Origin of the sequence: Pseudoalteromonas sp. GABNS16E, assembly GCF_028598715.1 — a bacterium.
In the GTDB taxonomy this organism is placed as follows: domain Bacteria; phylum Pseudomonadota; class Gammaproteobacteria; order Enterobacterales; family Alteromonadaceae; genus Pseudoalteromonas; species Pseudoalteromonas atlantica.
The window spans coordinates 31160-56224 of record NZ_JAQREZ010000031.1 but is presented as its reverse complement, the minus strand read 5'-3'; the positions used below and the strand labels follow the sequence as shown (position 1 = coordinate 56224).

At 38.7% G+C, this 25065-nt stretch carries 19 protein-coding genes and 1 pseudogene; 13 read left to right on the top strand and 7 right to left on the bottom strand.

The features are described 5' to 3' along the window. Positions 1–124: 124 nt before the first annotated feature. Complete coding sequence (locus tag PSI06_RS13245) at positions 125–562, top strand: DUF4268 domain-containing protein (protein ID WP_273603926.1); 438 nt, start codon at positions 125–127, stop codon at positions 560–562. An 84-nt stretch (positions 563–646) separates the two neighbouring features. Here the strand turns inward: PSI06_RS13245 and PSI06_RS13240 are convergent, their stop codons facing one another. After that, positions 647–1336: a hypothetical protein gene (locus PSI06_RS13240; protein ID WP_273603927.1), complete on the bottom strand. Its 690-nt coding sequence runs from the start codon at positions 1334–1336 to the stop codon at positions 647–649. A gap of 220 nt (positions 1337–1556) precedes the next feature. Here PSI06_RS13240 and PSI06_RS13235 point away from each other — a divergent pair, with 220 nt between their 5' ends. The 5 genes from PSI06_RS13235 (at position 1557) to PSI06_RS13215 (ending at position 6985) form a co-directional block, all read left to right on the top strand. Next, entirely contained in the window at positions 1557–3575 is a 2019-nt protein-coding gene (locus PSI06_RS13235; RefSeq protein ID WP_273603928.1) for an AAA family ATPase, read from the top strand. A 136-nt stretch (positions 3576–3711) separates the two neighbouring features. Continuing rightward, a complete protein-coding gene (locus PSI06_RS13230) occupies positions 3712–4458 on the top strand; it encodes an LEM-3-like GIY-YIG domain-containing protein (protein WP_273603929.1) in 747 nt (248 codons plus the stop codon). Positions 4459–4470: 12 nt separating this feature from the next. Further along, positions 4471–5445, top strand: coding sequence for a helix-turn-helix transcriptional regulator (locus PSI06_RS13225; protein WP_273603930.1), 975 nt, complete (start codon positions 4471–4473; stop codon positions 5443–5445). A 73-nt stretch (positions 5446–5518) separates the two neighbouring features. Then, the gene (locus PSI06_RS13220; RefSeq protein WP_273603931.1) at positions 5519–6616 is read left to right on the top strand and encodes a cell division protein FtsZ; all 1098 of its coding nucleotides are present in this window, start codon (positions 5519–5521) and stop codon (positions 6614–6616) included. A gap of 75 nt (positions 6617–6691) precedes the next feature. Next, positions 6692–6985 (top strand): cyclic-phosphate processing receiver domain-containing protein, encoded by a 294-nt coding sequence (locus tag PSI06_RS13215; protein WP_033011193.1) that lies wholly within the window; start codon positions 6692–6694, stop codon positions 6983–6985. A gap of 169 nt (positions 6986–7154) precedes the next feature. Here PSI06_RS13215 and PSI06_RS13210 read toward each other — a convergent pair whose 3' ends face one another. Continuing rightward, positions 7155–8717, bottom strand: a complete 1563-nt coding sequence (locus tag PSI06_RS13210) for a tyrosine-type recombinase/integrase (RefSeq protein WP_273603932.1) — start codon at positions 8715–8717, stop codon at positions 7155–7157. A gap of 122 nt (positions 8718–8839) precedes the next feature. Next, positions 8840–10513 (bottom strand): hypothetical protein, encoded by a 1674-nt coding sequence (locus PSI06_RS13205; RefSeq protein WP_273603933.1) that lies wholly within the window; start codon positions 10511–10513, stop codon positions 8840–8842. Positions 10514–10772: 259 nt separating this feature from the next. On the opposite strand from PSI06_RS13205, the gene PSI06_RS13200 reads away from it, so the two are divergent. The 4 genes from PSI06_RS13200 (at position 10773) to PSI06_RS13185 (ending at position 16617) form a co-directional block, all read left to right on the top strand. Next, complete coding sequence (locus PSI06_RS13200) at positions 10773–11027, top strand: YfhL family 4Fe-4S dicluster ferredoxin (protein ID WP_273603934.1); 255 nt, start codon at positions 10773–10775, stop codon at positions 11025–11027. Positions 11028–11159: 132 nt separating this feature from the next. Further along, positions 11160–12485, top strand: a complete 1326-nt coding sequence (locus PSI06_RS13195) for a methyl-accepting chemotaxis protein (protein WP_004586999.1) — start codon at positions 11160–11162, stop codon at positions 12483–12485. A gap of 470 nt (positions 12486–12955) precedes the next feature. After that, the gene (locus PSI06_RS13190) at positions 12956–15883 is read left to right on the top strand and encodes a TonB-dependent receptor (RefSeq protein ID WP_273603935.1); all 2928 of its coding nucleotides are present in this window, start codon (positions 12956–12958) and stop codon (positions 15881–15883) included. A gap of 98 nt (positions 15884–15981) precedes the next feature. Then, the gene (locus tag PSI06_RS13185; RefSeq protein WP_154945101.1) at positions 15982–16617 is read left to right on the top strand and encodes a methyltransferase family protein; all 636 of its coding nucleotides are present in this window, start codon (positions 15982–15984) and stop codon (positions 16615–16617) included. A 1-nt stretch (position 16618) separates the two neighbouring features. Here the strand turns inward: PSI06_RS13185 and PSI06_RS13180 are convergent, their stop codons facing one another. From PSI06_RS13180 to PSI06_RS13170, 3 genes are read right to left on the bottom strand one after another with little or no spacing between them, the layout of a single operon-like run. Next, a complete protein-coding gene (locus tag PSI06_RS13180) occupies positions 16619–18652 on the bottom strand; it encodes a bifunctional diguanylate cyclase/phosphodiesterase (RefSeq protein WP_273603936.1) in 2034 nt (677 codons plus the stop codon). Positions 18653–18655: 3 nt separating this feature from the next. Further along, positions 18656–19189 (bottom strand): YfiR family protein, encoded by a 534-nt coding sequence (locus PSI06_RS13175; RefSeq protein WP_273603937.1) that lies wholly within the window; start codon positions 19187–19189, stop codon positions 18656–18658. An 8-nt stretch (positions 19190–19197) separates the two neighbouring features. Then, positions 19198–21258, bottom strand: a complete 2061-nt coding sequence (locus PSI06_RS13170) for a TonB-dependent receptor plug domain-containing protein (RefSeq protein WP_273603938.1) — start codon at positions 21256–21258, stop codon at positions 19198–19200. A gap of 427 nt (positions 21259–21685) precedes the next feature. Here PSI06_RS13170 and PSI06_RS13165 point away from each other — a divergent pair, with 427 nt between their 5' ends. The 3 genes and pseudogenes from PSI06_RS13165 to PSI06_RS13155 all read left to right on the top strand — a co-directional run bounded on the left by PSI06_RS13165 (position 21686) and on the right by PSI06_RS13155 (position 24334). Further along, entirely contained in the window at positions 21686–22702 is a 1017-nt protein-coding gene (locus tag PSI06_RS13165) for a Kelch repeat-containing protein (protein WP_273603939.1), read from the top strand. Further along, a complete protein-coding gene (locus tag PSI06_RS13160; protein WP_273603940.1) occupies positions 22699–23415 on the top strand; it encodes an SIR2 family NAD-dependent protein deacylase in 717 nt (238 codons plus the stop codon). Before PSI06_RS13165 ends, PSI06_RS13160 begins: the two co-directional genes overlap by 4 nt. A gap of 121 nt (positions 23416–23536) precedes the next feature. Next, a pseudogene (locus PSI06_RS13155) lies at positions 23537–24334 on the top strand (response regulator). Positions 24335–24392: 58 nt separating this feature from the next. Here the strand turns inward: PSI06_RS13155 and PSI06_RS13150 are convergent. Next, a complete protein-coding gene (locus PSI06_RS13150) occupies positions 24393–24995 on the bottom strand; it encodes a LysE/ArgO family amino acid transporter (protein ID WP_004587008.1) in 603 nt (200 codons plus the stop codon). Positions 24996–25065: the final 70 nt, after the last annotated feature.

Genomic DNA, 25065 nt, shown 5'->3' with positions numbered 1-25065 from the left:
GAGGATCTGTAATTGAATTAAAATGTTTCAGAAAAGTAGTGCTCATATTTATGCGACCAAGTAATTATTATGCCTTGATCTGATCACTACTTGCTCTATAAGTTCAATTTATAATGATCTTGCCGTGGTGCGCAGTGAGTTTTGGGCTCAAGCCTTACCAGAAATAAAGAAGAGTAATTTCAATTTTTTCGATAATCAAAGTATTACTAATAATGCCAGAATCCGTGGTAAAGCGTATCATGCAGGTGTTTATTACGGTGTAACTTTTTTACAAAAACAAATTCGTATAGAAATAATATTGAAACACTCAAACGAAGAAGTAAATAAGAAATTATTCGATGCCTTAATTACGCAGAAAGATACAATCGAGGATGTTTATGGAAGCTTGCTAGAATGGCATCGTAAAGACGGTCAAAAGGCTAGCAGAATACAAGATAATTACGATTTTGATGGGCTAGATAAAGATAAGTGGTCTGAAGTTATACAGCTGATTATTGTAAAATTGGAGCTATTTGAAAGAGCCGTTGCACCTTGCTTTGATAAGTTAAAAATACCAGTGTAAATACGCTAATTACTGCTCAAAAAGTTCAAGCTGCTATTAGGTCAAAGTGAGTCAACAAGACCGTTTTAAAACGGTCTCCAAACTTTAATCTTTTACAAGCCATATACCTGTTAGATTCTTAGAGTCCATAAGTTCATTTATTTGTATTATTTTTAAATAAGCTCGTTGGTTTTTATTATGCTTTTGGCTGATACCAAGTTTTGAGTTTTCGAATGTGACCGGTGTGACACTGATATAGTGAAAACTATCTAGCCTTATGAGTATTTTATTAAGTTTTTCGTTGCTCACCCTTATGTTAAATGCCTTTTCAAGTTTTTTAAAAAGTGGTGTTTGATTAATCCCAGAAAAAAAACTTTCACTTTTATAATTTTCCATCCAAATACAACCTTCATCATCACCATAATTATCAATATTTATTTTCTTACTGGTACAAATATAAACAAACTTATCATCTTCTAGATCATCTTCAGAAATATTAAAAAGTGCAATTGCAACCTTCATTTCTAGAGGTTGTAAATATGGATTGCTGATAACATTTTTTATAAAACAGTTTTCCTGAGTTGCTAGTTTATGAAAAGCGAACATCCCAGAACTAGAATCATCCTCATCTATTTCATGATTATTACCAGTGTATAGCTGTAATAATGGCCTATGCACATATACGCCATCACTAGAGTGCCGAGAGATGTACTTTTCAGATTCGATATCTTGATGCTTATTTTTTAGGGTTATTGGGTTGTTGTACGACCCTAGATTCAAATTATTATTTATCATAAAGGTCCAAATAAACTTTAATTGTTTTTTTACCATTGTAACCGATTGAAAAATAAAGGTTAAAATAAAAAGTAAAAAATGAATTACTGAAAATGTTTTTTTGTAATTGGGCTTTTAATTTCAGTAACTTATGATGCTTTTCAAACTTTCACTTTAGGTACGCTGACAGTTTTTAGTTAGTAATATGCTCTTTAAACCCACTAACTATTAGGTACATAGCATGAACACAACCCCTCAATTAAAACGTATTGTGGCACACTTTTCCACTGAATTATTAGAAGAGTTCGACGTAGAAGAGCTTTGGCACGATAAGCTATTTAAAAAGGCTTTGTGTAGCATTTCTGGCTTTAGTTATACAAACTTACAGGGCTTAGATGTTGATGATTTGATAGCCCGATTAGATCATTTAGCAATAACCACAATGCCTAAAACGTTACAAAAAAATGCGCATATATTTTGTAAAGCGTTTGGACTGCCCAAAACGGTCACTCCTTTAGTTATTTTTTCGTGTTGCATGACGCTCAGTAAACCATTACGCGAACTTGTTGAATACTTACGTGACGATTATGCGAGCGTTATTTTAGAAAAAATAGCTTATGCGGTTGGTATTGATGAAGCACTACTCAACAAGCAAATTGGATTAATCATTGAATCTGGCATGTATTCAATGGATATGGAGATATTTGCAGGAGAAGATGAGTTTTTAATATTACCAAACGCAATTGCTAAAAACCTTCTCGAGGGTAAGTTAAATAGTGAAAGTAATATTTTATCTAACTTGGTTACCCCTTGTGAAGCTTCTGAACTTAGCGCTGCTGATTTATCTCACTTAGATTTAAATACTTTGCTTAAAGCTACGCAACATGCGACTAAGACGGGTGGGCAAGCATTAAGTATTTTATTTTATGGTGTACCAGGTTCGGGTAAAACTTCATTGGCGAAATATATAGCGCAAGCCTGTGGTTCGCAGTTGCTAAAGGTGCAAGCTAAAGGTAGTAATTTAATAAACCCAACAAACGAGCTCGATAGCCGAAGCGCAAGCTCTGAGCTGCGTTTAGAGCACTTTAATGTGGTGAGTAAGTTGGTTGGCAAGCGTAAAAAAACAATGCTGTTACTGGATGAATGTGAAAATGTTTTTGAGCGTGATCTATTCTCTAAAAGTTTCTCAAAGGAGTTACTTCATACTTACATTGAAAATCACCCTGTAGTGAGTATTTGGATCACTAATCATCTTGAAGATTTACCACAGAGCGTTATTAGGCGATTTAATATTGTTTACGAAATTCCCGAGCTCAACAAAAAAACTAAAGAAAAAATGATTGGCAAATATGTTAAAGGTTTGAGTGTTGGTAACAGTTTTATAAGTAAGTTAGCTACCCAACAAAACTTATTGCCAGCTCATATTGCTAAAGCTGTACATGTAGCAAGGTTATGTGGATTTAAAGCACAAACTGCGCGCGAATGCATAGAAGAGAATATTCAAGATACTTTAACTGCATGCGGCTTTTCGGCTCACGAATTAACTTTTCAAGCAGCGCAAAAGTTTAATCCTAAAATGGTGAATATAGAGTCTGAGTATGCATCACTCGAACAGGTAGAAGAGGCTGTAATTGAATATTCGAGTTCACGAACTCTGCTAACTGGCCCACCGGGCACAGGTAAAACAGCTTTTGTAAATTATTTATGCGAAAAAGCGGATTTTAAACTTATTTCAGTCAAAGCATCTGACTTATTAAGCAAGTGGGTTGGCGAAAGTGAGCAAAATATTGCTCAACTATTTAAACGAGCTACACAAGAAGGAAGTGCAATATTTATTGATGAGGCGGATAGCTTGCTATGTAGCCGAGAACAAGCGAAGGCAAATTGGGAAGTGCAAACAGTTAATGAATTACTATGTTATATGGAGCAATTTCAACTCCCACTTTTTGCTGCAACTAACTTTGTTAAAAATTTAGATAAAGCGGTAATGAGGCGATTTGATTTTAATTTAAATTTAACCTATTTGACTCCGGTACAGGCTAAGCAATTATTTAAAGATACATTAGGCCCAGGAGTGTTAAAAAAGCACCTATTGCATGAGTTATACAAGCTTACAAAGCTCACACCAGGTGACTTCGCGATTGTAAAAAGGCAAATGAAGTTTTCAAAAAAGCGAATGAATCAAGAACGAATGTTATCGATTTTACAGGAGCAAAACGATCTTAAAGAAGGCGGAAAGCAAAAGATTGGGTTTGTTTGAAGTATAACACTATAAAGTACTTACTTATTAAAGTTTTGTAGTTGTATTACATATGCTAGGTTGCATATGTTACTTAAAGATAATGCCCGGCTATTCTCTGCCAAGTATATGATTATCATAAAGGATGGATTTAAAAATGAAATTTTCAAAATTAGTAAAAGAGCAACTCGGTTGTTATGTATATGGGTTAATTGACCCAAGTAATGATAAGATTTTTTATGTCGGAAAGGCGTCTTACAATAACAGAGCTTTTGATCATCTAAAAGAAATAGGTAAAGAGTCTAATAAAGCAAGGAAAATAGCAGAAATTAGAGCTGTTAATGAAGAGCCTAGAGTTGAAATATTGAGATATGGATTAGATGAACAAACAGCTTTTGAAGTTGAGGCAGCTATCATTGATGCACTGGGTTTAGAGAATCTGACAAATGTGGTCAGAGGGCATGGCGTAGTTAAAGGGCGCTTAACAATTGAAGAGCTTGAAAGGTTACATTCGGTGAAGCCAGTTCTAGTTGATGATATAAAAGAAAAGTGTATTTTATTTTATATAAATCAAACATATTCACCTACATTATCCGAGCCTGAAATTTATGACATGACCCGACAGTTTTGGCATGGTGTATCAGCGGAAACTAGAGAAAAAAATGAGTACAACATAGCATTAGCAGTAGTCGATGGGGTTGTAATTCAAGTTTATAAAATTGAGGCTTGGTTTGAAGCTGGCTCTACTCTTTCTACTAGAGCGAGTAAAGGGAAGCCAAATAGATGGGAGTTTGTAGGCCAAGCTCAGGATGAGCATCATCTTCGCGGACGGTTATTAGTTGGCAGTGATGGTTATCCTATACCGTCAATGCAACAAGGTTATAGTTATTTACCAAGAAAGTAGTTAAATAATTTAATGAATTCACATCGCCATTTATCAATTTTAGAGCTTGTGCCAATATCACCAAGCTCTATTTCTACTCAACAGCTGCAGCAAAAATTGCTTAAATGTGACTTTGATATTCCAACCCGCATGCTCCAGCGAGACCTACAATCACTTTACGAGCAAGGTTGTTTTGGGCTTGAAAAAGACACGCGTAGTAAACCGTATGGTTGGTCTATCAATGCGCAGTGGCGAAGTAGCAACTCAAAAGTAATGAGTGCTGAAGTTGCAGGGCATTATTTGCTGCTAGAGCAGTTACTACCGCAATCTGTACCGAGCGATGTTAAACAGTCGGTGCATACTAAAGCAGAGCAGGCGCTTAAACGTTTTAATGGCCATGTGCCTGAGTGGCTTTCAATTCTGCCTAAGCCTTCGTTAAAAGTGAATGTTGATAGTCAGTTAATTGCGCAAATTGAGCATGCAATTAAGCATAACCGTACTTTGAGCGCTGAGCTTTATAGAGTACTTTACGATGAGGCGCATTGGCTTAAGTTTACTGAGTTGAGTTTTTACAACTTAGTTGAGCAAGGCGGTGTGTTAATGGCGCAGTTTATGGTGGGAGAGCTTCATGATAAGTGTTACCAGATGCCGGTTTACCGCATTCGTAATGTACATATTCTGCAAAAGACACGACGAGAGCCAAGTGCTGAGCAGTTAAAATCGCTACGCAGTGCGATTAATAAAGGTATGAAGCAAGAAACGATCGAGTTAGTTGCAAAAGTACCTATTCATTCAGCGGTTAATCAAGGGTTTATTGAGCTTGGTGAGCTGACTAACAAGCAAAGTATTGATGAAAAAAGTGTATTACTTACCTACCAAACTATTGATACCGAGCAATTGACAGATGAGCTATTTAAATGTGCCCATTGGCTCGAGGTTATTAAACCTGAAAAGCTGCGGCAAAGAATCACTACAAAGCTTAAATCGGCCGCTAACATCTATAAATAACTCCAACTAGTTTTGGTGCGTCAAAAATTGACGCACCTGCTTGCTATGCTCCTTTTAAAGTTAAGGAGTAGTTATGTTTCAATTAATTCAACAAAATGATGGTTTATCGATTGGTGTATTTGGTATTGGTGGGTGTGGCTGTAATACGCTTAACAGTATTTTTGAACAACGCGAGTCTGAACAGCCGCACTTGTACAGCGTTAATACCGACAAAGTGGTACTTGAGCATACACAAAGTGATGAAGCTGTGCTTATAGGTGCTGATCTAACTCATGGATATGGTGCGGGTGCCGACCCTAAAGTTGGGCTGCAAGCCGCGGAAGAAAGTAAAGAGCAGCTTTTAACGCTTATTAATGGCTGCGATATAATTTTGTGTGCAACAGGGTTGGGTGGTGGTACTGGGACTGGCGCTAGCCCTTACATAGCAGAGCTTGCTAGTGAGCAAGGTAAGCCCATTATATTTGTTGCTACATTGCCGTTTAGTAGTGAAGGCGAGTTTAGAGGCAATATAGCGCAAACTGGCCTAAATGAACTCAAAGAGCATGCTAATGCTGTTATTACTCTCCCAAACGATCAACTTATTGAAGTGCTAGGTAATGATATTGGTTTATTTGACGCCTTTAAGCATAGCAACCAAATACTTCATTCACTGATAAAATCATTAATAGACATGCTTTGTTTTCAAGGTTTGATCAACGTTGATTTGAATGATTTTGCCAAAATTATGGACTGCCAGGGCGATGCGGTACTGGGTGTTGGTAAATGCGATGAAGAAAGTGAGCTCACTACTGCACTTGATGCGGCGCTAAACAACCCGCTAGTTAATCAAGTGGATATATCATCAAGTACGGGGGTGATAATACAAGTTAATTGCAAAGATGAAATTTCCTTGGGCAGTTATAATCTCATTACCGATACAGTACGCCATCAGGTAAGCCCTAATGCGTTAGTTATTTGTGGCGTCTCTAAAATAGAGAGCTTATCAACTAATTATGAGCTGTTGATCATCGCAACCGGTGCAAGTGCTAAGATGATTGTTGAACCTTTCAATAAAGCGCCTAGTAGCGAAGTCGAACAATCGCCAGCTGCAAGAGCTAAACCCCAAACTTCTGATATTTTTGACATACCAGCGTTTATACGTAATCAAGTTCCAGCACCATCTGAAAAATAACTATTATTATATAGCTTAAAGGGTTGTTAGTTATTGCTTTCAGAGTCTGAATACATTTTTCAGTGAGATAAACCTATGAATGTATATTTAGATGATGAAAGAGAAGCACCAGCCGGTTGGTTACGAGCCTATTGGCCTGACGAAGTGATTGCATTTTTGAAGAGCGGCAAAGTAAAACAGCTCAGCCTTGATCATGATTTAGGAAATGATAATAAAGGCACTGGCTATGACGTTTTACTTTGGATTGAGCGGGCAGTGTTTATTGATGGTTTTGTACCACCGACAATAGCCGTTCATTCAGCCAATAGCTCAGCACGAATTAAAATGGAATGCGCAATTGCACAAATTAATTTACTGGCTAGGCATTAATACTGAATGAGACTAAAAATGAGTCACGTTCTAAAGTGATCGCCACTGAGCGAAAAGCATCGGATATTTTTGATACCCCTGCTTTTAGAAGAAATCAATCTGCACCACCTAGTAAAGCCCTTTATAGGTTTTGTAAGCAAAGAAAAAGTTGGATAGCTATATGTAAATGCTACTCTAGTATTTGTAAAGGGCGGCTCTTTTTAAGCTTTTGGGCTTGCTGGGTTATATTACACCAGATAGTTGAATAAGCACTTACTGTACTTTTGACTTTGGCGATAAATTTATTTGAATAATCTAATTTTAAAAATGATTTTTTAACCGTTTTGTTTTTTAACTTAGTCTGTATTTTTACTTCTTTAAGTATTTCCTTCTCAAAAAGGGAAAAGTTTTTATAAAGTGCTTTAATATCAGTGTTATATATTTTATTCGAGTGGTCATAATGTTTACTCATCGGATCGTGCTCTGAAACAGAGTGATGAAGCATTTTTTTAGACTCAATTTCAGCAATTGTTGATGACCCAATTTTTTTAGTTAGCACTTCTTTCATGTGCGATTTTAAGAAGCTGCGAAGTAGTGTTGGAAATGCTCCGGCTGAGCCTTTTATATTTATGTTATCTCGCGGGGCCGCCACCATGTTTTTTGGCGCATGATATTTAAGAGCTCGGTTTAAACTCTCTTTACTGATGGGTTTTGAGTCGTCTTTAACCTTGCAAAATAAGTAGGTACGGTTTGTGTCTGGGTTTAATTTTAATTCTTGCTGTATTGCTTTTTTCATCTCGGGTGTGAGTTGTATTTTAAACTCTTTTTGGTTTTTCATAGCACCGCGAGTGGTATGGGTTGTTTCAGGAAACGTTAAAAACTTAGGATTATCTAAATCATCTATATACGACAGACGCAAGTTACAAATATTTATGGGTCTTAGCCCAGTAAACATCATCAGTAGTACGGCATTTATTAATGTATTATTTTTAGATGTTTTTAGGTTTATGTATAGCTGAGAAATTAGAGATATTTCAGTATATGCCTTACAAGCAATAGGCTTCGAAGTTCTAGACGATATATAATTATTGTCTACTTCTAGGAATGGATTAGTGCCGTTATTATACTTATTTTTTGCGAATACCCACAGTTTTTTCATCTGCTCGAATTGCTTAGCCACATGCGGGCCATTTTTCTCTGTTAGTAGTTGGTCAAGCGTTGCTTCTATTATCTCAGGCGTAATAGTCTGAAATAACGTATTTTTACCAAAGGCATTTTGAATTGCATTAAGGTAAGAGGTGTATGTTTTTACTGTGGTGCTAGCTAACTTGCTAGGGCTATGTTTATTAATTGCCTGTAAGTTTTCTATTTGTTTACTCACTACAAATTCGAATGTGTAATTAGAGGTGTTCTTTTTGTATATTTCGGCCGCTTTTAATTTCGCTGCTGAAAAACTCATATCATTAGAGTCACCAATCTTTGTGTTTTTTATGCCATGTTCTTTTTTAAAATGAGTAAAAAATTTAATAATGCCATCATGCTGGAAGACAATTCTTATTTGATCTTTAAGTTGATATTTTGAAAGTCTTTTTCCTTTTTCTTGCGCCAATATAATAGTCGCAAGACTGGCTAGCTCTTCCATTGACTCGTCATTGTACGGTGGCTTAAATGCATTAAATTCAGCCATGTAAAGGTCACGACTTTTAATCGTGACCTCACATGGTTTTACTGAATTTAATACTGATGTTGCCATTAATATAAAAACCTTAAAAAAGTTAAAATCCTCAAATAATTGATGAGGTATCGCTCTAATAAGGCAATGATATGAAATTAGTTTTTTTTACAAAAACTTTGGTAAGTCGAAATTAAACTTTTTTAATTATTTTTTGCTTTGGTCTCTTGGTCATTTAAATATCTCTCAACGACAGCTCTTCCCTCTGCTGTTAATATTAAATCTTTTGTTGTCCTTCCCGTGTCTCCAAGTGGCTGGTTGATGAAATTTACATAGCTACCTTTGTAAACTAAATAAGCTTTAATTCTATCTCTCAGGGCTTTTTTTACGTTATTTTCTTTAAGATTTTTAGCTTGATTACTTTGCATGCCGGTAAGTCTCATTTTTTGGCTTTCAAGCTCCTTCGCTCTTTTCAAAATACTTACTTCATGAATTTTAAAAACATTAAATTTTAATTTTGTAGAGGTTCCAAATAACTCTTCAGACCTATCATAGTTAAGCCCATTCGGATCATCGTTTTTTCTAAGGTGATGAAGCGCTAGTCGGGTTAGTTCTTCTGCATGTCTAAAATGGTAGCCGTTATCAACCATAATCGCTTTTGTGTTGGATTTAAAAAAGCTTCGACACATTGTGCAAAAGGCTCCAGCAGATCCTTTCATTACAATATTTCTTTGATCACCTTTTACTGCATCAACGGGTGAATAATCTTTTATCACCTTATCTAACGATCTTTTTGCAAATGGCTTTCTAACGTCCCGTGGCTGAAGAAATATATGAGTAGGATTACAGTTCGGAAGCGCATTTTCCATCCACGCTCTTTGTTCCAAAATAATCGCACGCATAGCTTTGGTTAATGGCAACTTGTATTCTTTTTGGTTTTTCATTTCGCCACGCACACCAACAACGGATGCTGGAAAGGTAATTAACGTAGGGAAATCGATACTATTGAGCCACTCCCATTTCATCTGCGGAATGTTGATTGGGCGTATACCTGTTAAAATCATAAATCGAGCAGCGTTCTTTTGATGTATATTTGGCGCTGATGCCAGGTTAATCCATAATTCAGCTATCGAATCGAGATCAGTATATGCTTGGCAAGGTCTAGGGCTTTCTACTCGGTCAGATACATAAAAGTCATCAATGTCAGTTGCTGGATTTTTACCAGAGTTAAATTTGTTTTTGGCAAATTTCCATACCCTCCTAATTTGTGCAAAAAGTACGATTGCCTGAGTATTTGACTCTGCCACAATAATGCGATCAATAATCTTTTCTAACTCGCCCGCTGTAAGTGATTTAAATGATTGATTAAGTGGAAAATGTTGCCTGAGTTTTTTCAACATGCATTGGTATGTTTTAAGAGATGACGCTGCAAACTTTGTCGGCGCAGTGTTATGGCGCTCAATTAGGCTTTTCTCGTAAGCGTTAAAAACTGTTTTAACAGTGTGGTTGTTTAATACTCCCTCCTGCATTTGAGCAGTAAGCTTACATGCTTTTGTTATTGTTAATTCAGGCGTTTCACCTAACTTTGTATTTGCTATGTCAGAGGTTTTAGGGAAGTTAGAATAGTAAATGACATTACCAGATTTGGAAAAAATTAGTCGAATGTGGTGTTGCGCGTCATATTTTGACAACCGCCTAGTGCGATTTGTTTTAACGCCTTGTTTTAAATCACATTCCTCTTCATGAAGTATGATTTTTTTGGCCAGCGTAGCACACCGATTTATATTATGCATAGAAAAAGGCGCCTTTAGCTGTTTCCATTCTAGTTTAGCTTTGGTGTATTGGGCTTTTGTAAGCGTTGATAATGATTTTTTCATTTTGATAAAACCTAAAGAAATAAAAGCCTTACGGCGATTTCTATTGACTTAAATCAACAAAGCAACAAAGAAAAATAGGCATAATTTGCGGTTGATGCTCACATCTAAAAACAAAAAAGTGTGTTACGAATGTGTGCTACGATTTAATAAAAAATAGTGGTTTTTTATTAAACTAATGCGGCTTAAAAAATAGCCTATAAATACTTTTTATTTTATTAACTCATTGTTTTAAATTAATTTTAATTGAAAGGGCTACAAAGTGGCTTTACTTATAAATAACAAGTGCATTAACTGCGATGTATGTGTAGATGAGTGCCCCAACAGCGCGATTTTTATGGGGTCAAAAATTTATCAAATAGACCCAGATAAGTGCACTGAATGTGTGGGGCATTACGATAAACCAACGTGTGTAATAGTGTGCCCTATTAATTGCATTAAAAGCGATCCTTTAAATAGGGAGTCACTTGAGCAGCTCGCACAAAAGTATGTAAACCTAGTTGAAAGTGAAGGCTGAGCACATAAAAAGGAACATATGCTTACAAATTTAGCAATAAATTAGCTTAAACTACTTATTAATTATCGCGTTATCATTAATACCTCCTATACTGGAAGTAACTTGATTTAGTGTTTTTTGGTAGGGAAGTTAATGTTTTTTTCAAAAGGTAAGCAAAACGAAATAGCCGCTTTAAAAGCCCAGTTGTACCCTTTAGAGCAAGTGTGGGAAGGGCTTTACAAAGAAATGCTGGTACTTAATGTACTTTATGATGGGCGAATTTCGCATGCTAACGATAACTTTTTAAACGCATTAGGTTATAACGAAGATAATTTAACAAATAATCAGCTAGGCGATTTTATTGCTGATCAGTCGCGGCTATCACCTGAATACGCAGAACTTGAAAAAGCATTCCAAAAAGAAGGCCACTGGAGTGGAGCTATTGAATTTGTTCGCCAAGATGGCAATGCAGAGTGGCTAAGATTAATTGTGCACCCTGTGGTGGGCGAGCAAAATCAGTTATTGTATTTTTCGGTGTTTGGCACCGTACTTACTAAAACCATTACAACCTCTCGTGAACAAAGCGACACAATAAAAGCGATTTATCGCTCTATGGCTGTGATTGAATTTGATTTACAGGGGCATGTGTTGACGGCAAACGATCAGTTTTTGTCAGCCATGGGGTACAATGAATCAGAAATAATTGGCCAGCATCACCGGGTGTTTTGTGAAACCGAAGAAGCTAATTCGGCTGAATACCAACAGTTTTGGAGCAAGCTTAGGCAAGGCCAATTTATTGCCGACAGGTTTAAACGCATAGATAAATATGGCAATGTAATTTGGTTAGAAGCCACCTACAACCCTATATCGAATGATGCGGATCAGCTTTATAAAGTAATGAAATTTGCCACCGTAATTACTGAGCAAGTAAACCGTGAAATTGCTATTTCGCAAGCAGCCGAAATAGCCTATGGCACCTCTACAGAAACAGATAAAACCGCAGAGCGTGGCAGCTGCGTATTACAAGAAACCGTATCTGTTATGAACGAGCTGGCTGTAAACATGGAGCAAGCAGCTAACGAAATTTCGGCGCTGGATCAACAATCTCAACAAATAGCCAGCATAGTACAAAGCATAAGTAGTATTGCCGAGCAAACCAACTTACTTGCACTCAATGCTGCAATAGAGGCTGCGCGTGCAGGAGAGCAAGGGCGCGGGTTTGCTGTGGTTGCTGATGAAGTAAGGCATTTAGCGTCAAGAACGTCAAAAGCAACAGAAGAAATTGTGGAAGTGGTACAGCGTAATCAGTCACAAACCCAAAGTACGGTAGCGGTTATCGAGCAAGGCAAAGAAAAAGCAGAACAAGGTTTAGCGCTTTCTAAAGAGTCGGGTGAGGTTATGGCAGAAATTCAAGATGGAGCCCAAAAAGTGGTAAATGCGGTGGGCCAATTTACCAGCCAATTAAACTCTAATAACTGATTGAGTAAATACGTTAAAACAACAAGCATAAAATAAAACCGCGAAAGCGGTTTTTTGCTTTAACAAGAATGCGTACCGGCACATATTAAGTAATTTGAACTGTGGGTAATAAACCTACCTCTGGCTAGAGAAAATAAATTTAACTATCACTGTAATTTAATTTGTTAGTAAGTATCTTAACCGGAGTTTAGGTTAAGTAAAGCGGCGGGTAATATTTTTATAACAAGGGGTTATTTTCACCTTAGCTAGCATTAAATAGCTTAAAAACGGGCGCATAAACCCTAGTAAGGTTAAATAGTGAGGTGTGAGTTATTTTTTAACCACAGTTGAGACTAAATTAAGCCAGGCGTTAACAATACATTAAGTTTCGCCATGTAAACTTTGCAGCAATTTGCCATTACGTACTGCAATACGCTAATGGATCACTGATTTGCTTAGCCTAAGCAATGTAAATGGAATAGCTGTAAAAAATGATTAATTGCCTACGTCATTACCCTTTATCTAAAGTATACAAATCTTTATTTTGCGCATCACTTATTACCTCAAGCCCATTTAGCTTAGCTGATGATGCTGCCTCACAAAACGCTAAAACTCTGCTTAAAAAAAATATGGAAGTAATTGAAGTACGGGGTATACGCTCAAGCATGGCTGAGAACTTAGATGTTAAGCGTATGTCTGGCTCTGTGGTGGATGCAATTACAGCCGAAGATATTGGCAAATTTCCTGATAAAAATGTAGCGGATTCGTTGCAGCGAGTACCTGGCGTTGTTATTGAACGCGATGGCGGAGAAGGGGCATCGGTGAGTATTCGTGGTTTATCATCTGAGCTCACATTTACTCAGCTTAATGGCAATTTTATAGCCTCATCACCCGGGGAGCCTTCACGCTCGTTCGATTACACTTTATTGCCCTCTGCCATGATAGAAAGCGTAGAAGTGTATAAATCGCCAGAAGCACGTTTAGATGAAGGCGGCGTAGGCGGCACAGTATTAATGCATAGCCGCAAGCCTTTAAGCATGGAGGCAAACTCAGGTGTATTTAACGTTGAATCTACTTACGCCGATGTGACAAAAGAGTACGAGCCGCAATTTAGTGGCTTATATTCGTGGAAAAATGAGGACGACACCTTTGGTGTATTAGTGGGTTATACCTATCAAGAGCGTACTAATCGCACTTTAACAGGCAGCACCGATGCAAATGTATGGCGTTACACGGGTGGCGGTCAACCAACTGATATTAATGGAAATGCCGTTGATAACAATAACGGTTGGGATACGATAAGTGATGCCAGCGGTAATCGTTATGATGGCGTGTGGTTTCCGCAAGTTATACGTGGCTCTGTGCTTAATGAAAAACGTGAGCGTGAAGGTATTCAATTTAGTACACAATGGCGCCCAACTAATCGCTTAGAACTAGGGTTTAACTACTTTGGCTTTACACTTGGACAAGACAGAACCGAATCAGTCATTGATATACCTGAGTGGTCACTTAATCCTGATTTTTTAACCGCAGTAAACCTAGACGAAACAGGCACCATTGCAACGGGTATGCAATATAATGCCAGTGCTAGCGGTGTTAAAAACGATATGCAATTTCCGTGGATGCGTGGCAGTTATGTACGAGAAGAGTCTACCTCCGATACTATCGATTTTAATTTAACCTACGAAGGCGATAGCTTTAAAGCCCGCTTTGTTATTGGTAACACTCAATCTGAGGGCGGCCCTGAAGAAAGCTGGGAAGCCGCTTATAAAAGCTCAAACGACGGCGAAAACGAAACCGTTATTCAAAATGCATCGCAAAGCGCTGCGTGGTCTTTAAATAAAAATAATGTATCGCTGAGTATTGACCCCAACACATTAGCTAACTTGCAAAGTGGCTTGGGCGGCGGGCGTGATTCTGGTTCGTCAAATTCAAGCTTTGTGCGCAGCGAACTCGAAGAGGATTATTATCAAGCCGACATCGACTTTTATGTTGATTGGGGGTTTTTAAAAACGATTAGAACCGGGGCTAAATATCGCCATGCCAATTTACACCGCGAGACCGGTAATACGTTTTTTTTAGATCCTAACTTTGATATTGCTGCAGGTGAAGCGAGTGAGCAAGGTATAACGCAATTTGATAGCTACCAATGGAATGGCGGTATGCCACTTGCCGAGGATGTGTTTATTAATCAAACCAATATAGTTGGCGGGTTTAATATAAACCAAATGCCCAGCATAGATTGGGATAAATACCGAGATTTAGTAACCGACAACTACACGCCTTATACCCGCATAGAAGATAACTTTGTATACGATATTGAAGAAAAAATATCAGCGTTTTATATTCAAGGCGATTTTGAATTTAGTGAAGTAAGAGGTAATTTAGGTGTGCGCGTAGTACAAACTAAAACCTTAACCTCTTCTACCGATTTATATACTTATCAACTTGATCACACCAATGATGAAACAGGTGAGCCGGTAACTGGCGATGCACGTTTTGTAGAAGACTATCAGTTGGTTACACAAAAAAATACCGACACACAAATTCTACCAAGCTTTAACATAGCGTGGGATGCCACCGACGATTTAGTGATTAGAGGCGCTATTGCTAAAGTGATGGCGCGACCAGATTACAGCGATTTAGGCTCGCAGCAGCGTATCACGTTTGTATCAGATGAATGGGCAGAAGACAGAGCTGCATTCAACGAGCTTGCAGGCTTTAGTGGCAGTGGCGGTAATAAAAATTTAAAACCTTTTGAATCAGTGCAGGCCGATTTATCTATTGAATATTATTACGCCGAGGGCTCTGCATTGGGGTTAGGGCTGTTTCATAAAAAGGTTGATAACTTTGTTGTGCCGCTGGTAATAGATATGCAGCAAGAGTTTGCAGGCAAAGACAATATAGTAGAGAGCGGTTTCATTACCGTTGCGCCATACAGCACAGTGGGTAACGGCACTGATGCGGTATCAAAAGGGGCCGAAGTATTTATTCAACATGCATTTGCAAGTGGTTTTGGTTTTTATGCTAATTACACCTATAACAAAACCAATAAAGCCGATGTAAGTGTAAATGGTGAAGAATTTGGCCAATCGCCATTAATTGGAAGCGCTAAATACCAATACAACACCTCCGCTTATTACGAAGGCGAGTACTTTACACTTCGCGCGTCGTACAATAAACGCGGCGAAACAGTACTTGGCTTAAACAGCGGTTTAAATGTATACCAAGACCCTTACGAGCAAGTTGATGTAAATGCCGCCATTAATATATCTGATGGCTTAAGTTTAACAGCCTCTGTTATTAACTTAACTAAATCGGAAACTGTTACGCGTTTAGGTGATGACAGCGATGCGCGTTTATTAAGTTCAAGTTACTCAGGTAGACGCTACTACGCGGGTATAAATTATAGTTTTTAAATAAAAGCCCACTATACGTTTTTAGCACACTAACCTTGTTAATGAATAGCATGACCATTATGATGAAATTATTATAAAAGGATGAAGAAAATAAATTAATGAGTTACCAACCGTTTATAGATGATTCTGCTTCACTAATCGAATTTACGCGTGTGTATTTAGCGCTTTTTTATACGTTTGTGGCGGGGTTTTACACCGTTAGAATTATTTATAAAAACCGTTCAACGCCTGCGGGTGTTATTTTTCCTGGCGCTAAGTTTTGTACTAGCTGGTGGAATCATATGGCGTTTAAGTTTTTTAGAGCTGCTATATGGTTTGTGTGTGTGCTGCGTGTGTTTGTGCCTGCCACCGATAACTACTTAGGTATGTTTTATACCTTAAATGGGTGGCCGGGTGTTATGTTTGGCAATATTATGCTCACGGCGGGCTTTGTGCTCAGTATGGTTGTTCATTTTCATATGGCGTCACTTTGGCGCTCGGGTATAGACCCAAATGGGCCTCAAACACTTAAAACTACCGGGTTATATAGTTTTTCGCGTAACCCTATGTATGTTGGTGTGGCAACTGCTCAGTTGGGGTTCTTTTTAGCATTACCAAGCTTATTTAGCTTAATTTGCCTTGCTGTGGGCTTATATGCGCTTTATAGACAAATAGCTGTTGAAGAAGCGCATTTAGTAACGCGTTTTAATAATGACTACCTAAAATATAAGCAAACCGTACCGCGCTGGTTGTAGGTTATTCAACGGTTGCTTTTATTTGCAGATGGCTATTTATAAAATCTTGCTTTGAAAGCGGCTTTGAATATAAGTAGCCTTGAATGTAATCACAGCCCAACGCGATTAATTGTGCTTGTTGGGTTGGTGTTTCTACCCCTTCTGCGACCACTTCTACCCCTAAGTTATGCGCCATAGTAATTATGGCTTTAATTAGCGCTATACTGCTGCTGTTGGCTTCAATATTTTGTATAAACGATTGATCTATTTTAAGTATATCAATCTCTAACTGCTGCAAGTACGCAAGCGATGAGTACCCAACACCAAAATCATCAATGGCAATGTCTATATCAAGCGCATTAAGGCGTTTTAAATGATGCTGAATCGCGTTATCTGGGTCCATTAAGCTGTTTTCAGTTATCTCAATTAAAATAGTATGAGGTGGCAAATTATAAAGTTTGCACGCCTCTACCCATTGGGTAACCCAAACACCGTCGCGATCAATCTCTAAAGGTGAGGTATTTACACTAATTTGCACCGGTGTATAGCTTAGTTTATTAAACTGCACCGCATCGCGAACAGCTTGCGATTTAACCCATTCACCTAATTCTTTTATCAAGCCATTTTGCTCTGCTATATCGATAAATTCGACAGGGCCAATAATACCTCGCTCTGGATGGTTCCAACGGATCAGCGCTTCTGCTTTTTTTAGCGTACGTGAATGGGGGTCCCATATTGGCTGATAGTAAAGTTCAAATTGGTTGTTATTTAAGCCAATGCGTATTTCTTCTATAAGGCGGCGCTTTTCAATCGCCAGTTCTTCCATTTCGTATGAGAAAAACTCAAACCTGTTTCGCCCCTTACTTTTTGACAAATACATCGCTTGGTCGGCTCGTTTAACTAAGGTTTCGACCGATATGCCGTCATGCGGAAAAAACGCCACGCCTATACTCGCGGTTACCTGCACATGTTCGTTTTTTATGGTTATTGTTCGGGTCAGGCTTTTCATTACATCGTGTGCAATGTGCGAAACCGTTGTTGTATCGCTTATTCCTTTTAGTATTAGGGTAAACTCATCACCGCCTAAGCGCGCCACTATGTCTTGCTGTTTTAAGCAGCGGCGAAGTCGCTTAGCCACTTCGTGAAGTAATAAATCACCAAAGTCGTGGCCTAAACTATCGTTTACCTCTTTAAAGCCGTCTAAATCAATAAATACCAAAGAAAATGGTTGTTCAGGTGTGCTTACAAGCTGTTGCAGGTGCTCATAAAAATAACGGCGGTTAGGTAGGTCGGTTAAGCCATCTTGATAGGCATATTGATGCAGCTGAACATTGGCATTTTCGAGCTCTTTTGTTCTTCGTTTTACTTGGTTTTCTAGTAGGTTATCGCGCTGTTCTATAGTTTGCAGCATGGTATTAAAACAGCTAGTTAGTTTACCTACTTCATCCTTTGAAAGCTCTTTTGCACGTAAGCTATAGTCGTTAGATGAGGTAATTTGCTCTGCTGTTTGTGCTAAATATAAAATGGGGTTTAAAAAACGTTTTCTGAGCATTAGCGATACAAGCAAACTTAAAATAAAGCTAAAAATCATTAAAACAATAATAAACCGGCCATAAAAAGCGGCTCTGTCGTTTAGGTCGCTGTCGTCGGCGCGCACAATCAGCGTACCGTAGCGTTGAGCGTCTATTGTTAATGGTGTTTTTACTTCTATTGTATGCGGGGCTGAGCTTGCTTGGCTGTATTTAGGCGAGGTCACGCTTGCAAGTTGTTGGCTAAAATTGTTTATCACTTCTACCGATACAATATCGGAGCGCATTAATAGCGGCTCAATCAGCTCTTTTATTGCGGCGGTGTCGTAAAATATTAAAGCAGTACTAATATTGGGGGCTAATATTTGCGAGAGTGATTTTAGGCTTTGTGTTTGTTCTTGTTTTGCGGTTTTTAGCTCATACGCGCTAAAAACAGCAGTAACGGTAGCGGTAGAAATAAGCGCAACGCTCATTAAAATAAACAGCAGCTTTTTACTCATTGAGTTGAGTGAGAAGTAGTTTTTCATTATTTACCCCTCAACTACACGTGCTAGGCGCAGCACTTTTGAGCTCATAGTAATGCCTGCTTTTTTAAGCTTGCTTGGGGCAACTTCAAAGCGCACCTTACTACTTGAAAGGAAAAATCGAATATGGCCCTGTGCGGCTATAAAGCCATCGGTTTCGCCAACTATCATTGTATTTTTTAAATTAAGCGCGGGGTGGGCATCTAACCACATGTTATAGGTATTATCGGTAATAAATACTATATCACAGCCCTCAAGTGCAGTTGTCTCAAGGGGAGTTAGTTTATTTCGTAAGTGGCGATTATGTACTTTTCTGTTTTCTAGGGCGGCATTTGCTATTGCTATAAATTGGCTGTCGGGGCTACAAATTAAAAAGTCGGAGCCGTTTTCGAGTGCAGAATGCCATTGCCCTAAGCGGGCAAAGTTATATAAAAAGCCTGCTTTAAGCACATATTCTTTTTGCACCGCAAACGCGCTTGAGCTTGTACAAAGCGCAAGGCAAAAAAATAGGTAAAGCAATCGATTTAAAGGCTTAAGCATTGGCTCTCTTAAAATGTTGCACTAACAGAAAACGTAACACACTCGTCTATATAATTAGGAACTGTAAATGTTTCGCGAGTATTGGCGTATTCTATGTGTGAGCCTGCAAATAAATTTTTGCCTGATACTGCTGTGGCCCAGCTATTGTTTATTTTCCAGTTCCATGTAAGGTCTACAGCGGTGTAGTTATCTGTATTGTAAGTACTTGAGTTTTCGGCTCTTAGCGTGGCAAAAATAGAATGCTGCTCAGTTAATTGGTAATTCAGTTTAGTAAATAATTGTCTGTTTACTGAGTCGTAGCCAATAGTAGGGCGCGTTGCATTGGGTAAGTCGTAATCTATTTTTGTATAGCTGTAGCCAACTTCGCTGCTTAAGTCGTCCATTAGTTGCATCGAGAACAATAAATCACCCCCGGTTGTGGTGGTTTCACCTACCGAAACAAAGTCGTAATCTAAGCTTGTTGTTTGAAGCGCCGCAAATGCTTGCGATACTTCCCCGGCTAAGTAAAAGTTTAATGCAGGTATAAATTGTTCTACATGAGGGTTTAAGCTAATTACGGCCACATCATCTGCTTGCGTATTAAATGCAGAAACATCTAAAGACCACTCCGCCTTTGATATACGGTAGCCTAGCTCGTACGAGATATAATTTTCGGCTTTTACGTTATCGTTACCATTTAAAAATGTAGCTATATGATATTGATCTATTTCAGCAATACCCGACTGCATGCCAATAACGTCTGAGATTTTTTGGCCATTTACTCTAAAATTATCGTTAAATTCAATTAGTGTAGGAATACGTACGCTTCGTGAAATTGAACCCCATGCTAGGTGCTCGCTATTTGGCTGATAGGTAAAGCGGGCAAGGGGTTGATTTTCCCAACCGGTTAAATCGTTATGCTCTATTTTTGTGCCTACAATGAGGTTTAACGTATCTGGAATAACACTGTATTGCGCTTGCAGCATGGCACCGTATTGATAAAGGTCTTCTAGGTCTTTATCGCTATTAATAAAAATGCTGTCTTGAAAAGAAATATCATTAAATCGATAATTAAGCCCCCAATCTACCTGGAGTGCACCGGTAATAAAGTTCATTTGATAATCAACGTCAATCGATTCAAAATCTTCATTTATATAGGGTTGTTCACCATGTTGTTTAAGCCACGACATTTGCAGCATTTGGTTTGCATTATCTGAAAGGCGATGCTCAACACGGGTCATTAATCGCGTATCGCGCCTATTTGCAATAGTTGGAAACTGCTGACTGCGGTTAGACGCATCCAATACCCCAGTAAGGTTTTGGCCGTGCTCTGTGTGGGTATGATCCCCTTGTAGGAGGATTGACCACTCATCGCTTGGCGTAAAATCAGCTCTAAAGCCGCCAGCGTGCTGTTTAGTAAAGTCATTAGGTTTAATGCGGCTGCCTTTTTTAGAAGGTGCGGTATTTTTAGTATTATAGTAGCCCCTGTAACTACCAATATCAGAAATATCACCACCATGGCGAAGGCTTATGTCGGCATTTATTTGATTACCTGTAATTGCTTTAGCGTAAGTGTTGCGTGTATCTAAGCTATTTTTAGTAATGATATTGATCACGCCGTTATTTGCGTTATTACCCCATAACAACCCGCCCTGACCACGAATAACCTCAATGCGTTCAATATCGTATAAAGGCACATGCAACGACTCCCAATACACAGCCGCAAATTTGGGGGTATATAGGCTTTGCCCATCTATCATTACTAATAATTTGCTGGAATACCGTGAAGCAACACCGCGTGCAGAAATAGCCCATTGATTGTTATCAAGTTGTCTTACGGTAAGGCCTGGCACCATTTTTAATGCCTCTGGGATAGAGGTAGCGCCCGAGCTGGTAATTTGCTCTTTGCTTAGCACATAAATAGAAGAGGCGGTGTTAAAGGCCGATTGTGCTCGTTTCATTGCAGAAGTTGCTTGAACATCCATTCCCATTAACGCGTCAAGGTCTAAATCATCGTCGTTTAATGGTTCTGCAGCAAGTATTGGTGAGGCAATAATAAGTGAGCACAATAACTTTTTAGGTATTTTCACCTAGGTTTCTCCACAGGGATAAAAAATCAAAAACAGGATATATTTTTGTAAAACATTTGTTACCACAAAATATTAGCATACTTTATATTGCTAAAAGTACACTTTATTAGGCTAACTAGCATAAATTACTAAGTAGTAAGGACGTTTTAAAACTTAACGCTAAATTATTAAAGTTTTGTAGTTTTTAAATAAAATTAACAAATAAAGCCTCAAAATCAAGTAATAATACAGTGTACATTAGGCGCTGCTTGTAAATTCGCTTATCTAATTTAGCCCACTGGCTACACCATTAATTATTAGATGGTTTGTAAAACGCAGCACACCTAAACACACGCATTAATAAGGTAAATTACTTATAGTTAGCTGGTTCATACAGGTAAAATAATTTACCCTAAGTGTATTAGTCACTTTTATATTATTTGTTTTTATGAGCCTTCTTTTTTCTATTGCGTTAGCAAGCCTTCCTGCTTTACCCGAACCCGTTGCAAACAATGCCGTAGCTAAGGTTACTGTTGAAAAACAACGCTATTTTTTGAGTTTTATGGGGCTTGGTAAAAACAAACAACATAGCGATGTACACAATAAGGTATTTTCGCTAAAACTGGGCGACAGCGCTTGGCAGCAACAAGCGAGTGTGCCTTCAAGTTTGCCATTAACGGGGCGCTTAGCCAGTACTGCAGTGGGCTTAGGTGAATACGCTTATATATTTGGTGGCTACACGGTAGATAGCGATCATACTGAAATTTCAAGCCCCGATGTGTACCGTTTCGATATAAAAAGCAACACGTATAAACACCTTGCAAGTATGCCTGTACCGGTTGATGACAGCGTAGCGCTAAGCTACAAAGAGCGTTACATATACCTTATTAGCGGCTGGCATAACGATGGCAACGTAAATTTAGTACAAGTTTACGATACTAAAAACAATACATGGCAACAGGCGTCGCCTTTTTTAGGTGAGCCAGTATTTGGCCAAGCGGCTGCTATTAGTGGTAATACTATTGTTATTTGCGATGGCGTTAAAACCCAAGCAAATCCAGATTCTCGCCGCTCTTTTGCAGGTGTTGCTCAGTGTTTAAAAGGCACAATAAATGCCAACAATCCACTAAAAATAGATTGGCGTACTTTGCCCCACCCAACGGGGGAGTCGCATTACCGTATGGCTGCTACTAGCTACAATAACAATATTTACATGATTGGCGGCTCTAATAACCCCTATAACTACGATGGGATTGGCTACAATAAACAGCCCGCCCCGGCAAGTAAACACGTGTGGCGTTTTAATATTGAGCAAAATACATGGCAAGTTTTACCGCCTTTAGCCGAAGGCAGCATGGATCACCGCGGCCTACTTGAGCACAATGGTTTTTTCTATCGTATTGGCGGTATGAACAACCAACAACAAGTAATAAGCGATGTAACAGGTTACGAGGTAGCACAGTGAATACACTTTATATTACCGGTGCAGGGGTAAGTGCTGCTAGTGGCATACCTACATTTAGAGGCGAAGATGGCTTTTGGACTATAGGCAGTAAAAACTATACGCCTATGGAAATGGCCACGCGTGCTATGTATCAAAACAATCCACGCGAGTTTTTAGCCTGGTATTACAATCGTTTTGCTGCCTATCGTAACCATGGCCCGAATGAAGTACACCATTGGCTGAGCGATAAAAACTTAATAACCCAAAATATAGATGGCCTTGATGGCAAAGCCGGTAATAAAAATTACATTGCTATACACGGCAGGCTCGATCAAATGACGTTATTTCATGAGCAAGGCGAAGCCGTTAAACCGCTTATGACTCCGTGGGATAGTGTAGATGAAAGCCGCCTGCATGAGTCTCTTTTTGAGCTATTTAATATTCAAAACCAAACACCTGAGCTTAATCATTCGTTTAAGCCTTTTGTGTTGTTGTTCGATGAATTTTACACTGAGCTTTACAGAATAACCGAAGCACAACAGCGTATGCTCAACGCCGATAAAATTGTATTTATGGGCACCTCGTTTAGTGTAAATATCACCCAAATGGCATTAGAAGTAGCCCGTAATTACGACATACCTGTAGAAGTGGTAGACCCTAACCCTGTTTACATAATGCACAGCAATGTAACGTACAAAAAAATGAATGCATTAGAATACATCCAATCTAATTAGAAAGTGCTATATTTTGAAGAGATTGCTAATGTTTTCTTAAATATTACAATCTCTTTATATAATATTAACGAGTCAACAATGTTATTATTATCCTTATTATAACAATACTAAAGAGACTTGAATGAGCGACCTAACTGCAATAGCAAACTTGTCCATTTTACTTGTAGAGCCTTCAGAGGTTCAGCAAAAAATAATAATAAAATCGCTTGCAGAAAGTGGTGTTAAACAAGTAGAAACTGCGGCTACTCAAGCGCAGGTTTTATCGTTACTTGAGAGTTACCACCCAGACCTAGTAATAAGCTCGATGTACTTATCAGACGGCACCGCCGACTCATTATTGCAAAAAATAAGACTTAACCCCGCCACGTAACATCAACCTTTTATGCTTATATCGAGCGAGCGTAATAAAAAGTACCTTGAGCAACTACGCCAATCCGGTGTGTTGGCTATTTTACCTAAACCTTTTAGCGCAAAAGCCATTACTCGCGCACTTAAAGCAACTCTCGATATAATAAGCGAAGAAGAAGTAGAGCTTGATCATTTTGATGTAACGCTACTTCGCGTACTTGTAGTAGACGACAGCCGCTTTGCTCGTAAACACATAATACGCGTACTTGCTGGCATGGGGATCCCCGAACCCGTAGAAGCCGAAAACGGAAAAGAAGCCATAGCGCACCTTAGTGAGCAATCGTTCGATTTAATCGTTACCGATTACAACATGCCAGAAATGGATGGACGCGAACTAACCGAAACTGTACGTGGCTCAAATGCTTACTCGCATATTCCTATTTTAATGGTGAGCTCAGAGGCAAACGACACTCACCTAGCTAATATTGCGCAAGCAGGAGTTGATGCCATTTGTGATAAACCGTTTGAACCGGCCACAGTGCGAGAATTACTTTATAAAATAATGTCTTAGTCTTTTAAAAATGGCTAACAACAGCGGTAGTTAAATACATAACTACCGCTGTTTTGGCTTATTGGCTTGGCACGTTATATAACTGAAACGCCACAAAACATAAAATAACCGCAATACAGCTATCAAATACGCGCCATCTAAACGGGGAGCTTAAAACCTTTTTTAATTTTGGCGCAAACAACACTAAGCTACTAAACCAAATAACAGAGGCCACACAAGCGCCAATAGCAAAGTGCATAGGCACGGGTTGTAATGCGCCAATGCTGCCAAGCAGCAATACGGTGTCTAAATAAACATGTGGATTTAGTAAGCTTATAGCAAAGGCCGCAAGGGCCGTTTTCCACCAGCTCACTTTTATTACCTGAGTTACTTTTAACCCCGATGTGCCTTTAATTGCGCTGCGCGCAGAGCCAAATGCTAAGTAAAGTAACATAGCTATACCACCCCAGGTTAACCACGGTAATAACCCCGGCAGCCATAGCTTTAACTCATTAGCGGCAAATACACCTACAATAATTAATGTGGCGTCACAAAGTATACAAACCGCAGCTAAAACAAAACGGTTAGCGCCCGCCATACATTGGCTTAAAATCCAAATATTTTGCGCCCCAATGGCAATAATTAAACTCAGCCCTAACATCACACCCGACAAAAACGACATACTTCAAATCCACTCAAATAAAACCTGTTATCCAATGCCTTGCAGGGTAGGGGGGATTCTGTTACAAATC

Excerpts from the sequence above, each read along its gene's own strand:
- PSI06_RS13240 (WP_273603927.1), bottom strand. The coding sequence starts at position 1,336 with ATGATAAATAATAATTTGAATCTAGGGTCGTACAACAACCCAATAACC.
- PSI06_RS13235 (WP_273603928.1), top strand. The coding sequence starts at position 1,557 with ATGAACACAACCCCTCAATTAAAACGTATTGTGGCACACTTTTCCACT.
- PSI06_RS13230 (WP_273603929.1), top strand. The coding sequence starts at position 3,712 with ATGAAATTTTCAAAATTAGTAAAAGAGCAACTCGGTTGTTATGTATAT.
- PSI06_RS13225 (WP_273603930.1), top strand. The coding sequence starts at position 4,471 with ATGAATTCACATCGCCATTTATCAATTTTAGAGCTTGTGCCAATATCA.
- PSI06_RS13220 (WP_273603931.1), top strand. The coding sequence starts at position 5,519 with ATGTTTCAATTAATTCAACAAAATGATGGTTTATCGATTGGTGTATTT.
- PSI06_RS13215 (WP_033011193.1), top strand. The coding sequence starts at position 6,692 with ATGAATGTATATTTAGATGATGAAAGAGAAGCACCAGCCGGTTGGTTA.
- PSI06_RS13210 (WP_273603932.1), bottom strand. The coding sequence starts at position 8,717 with ATGGCAACATCAGTATTAAATTCAGTAAAACCATGTGAGGTCACGATT.
- PSI06_RS13205 (WP_273603933.1), bottom strand. The coding sequence starts at position 10,513 with ATGAAAAAATCATTATCAACGCTTACAAAAGCCCAATACACCAAAGCT.
- PSI06_RS13195 (WP_004586999.1), top strand. The coding sequence starts at position 11,160 with ATGTTTTTTTCAAAAGGTAAGCAAAACGAAATAGCCGCTTTAAAAGCC.
- PSI06_RS13190 (WP_273603935.1), top strand. The coding sequence starts at position 12,956 with ATGATTAATTGCCTACGTCATTACCCTTTATCTAAAGTATACAAATCT.
- PSI06_RS13185 (WP_154945101.1), top strand. The coding sequence starts at position 15,982 with ATGAGTTACCAACCGTTTATAGATGATTCTGCTTCACTAATCGAATTT.
- PSI06_RS13180 (WP_273603936.1), bottom strand. The coding sequence starts at position 18,652 with ATGAAAAACTACTTCTCACTCAACTCAATGAGTAAAAAGCTGCTGTTT.
- PSI06_RS13175 (WP_273603937.1), bottom strand. The coding sequence starts at position 19,189 with ATGCTTAAGCCTTTAAATCGATTGCTTTACCTATTTTTTTGCCTTGCG.
- PSI06_RS13165 (WP_273603939.1), top strand. The coding sequence starts at position 21,686 with ATGAGCCTTCTTTTTTCTATTGCGTTAGCAAGCCTTCCTGCTTTACCC.
- PSI06_RS13150 (WP_004587008.1), bottom strand. The coding sequence starts at position 24,995 with ATGTCGTTTTTGTCGGGTGTGATGTTAGGGCTGAGTTTAATTATTGCC.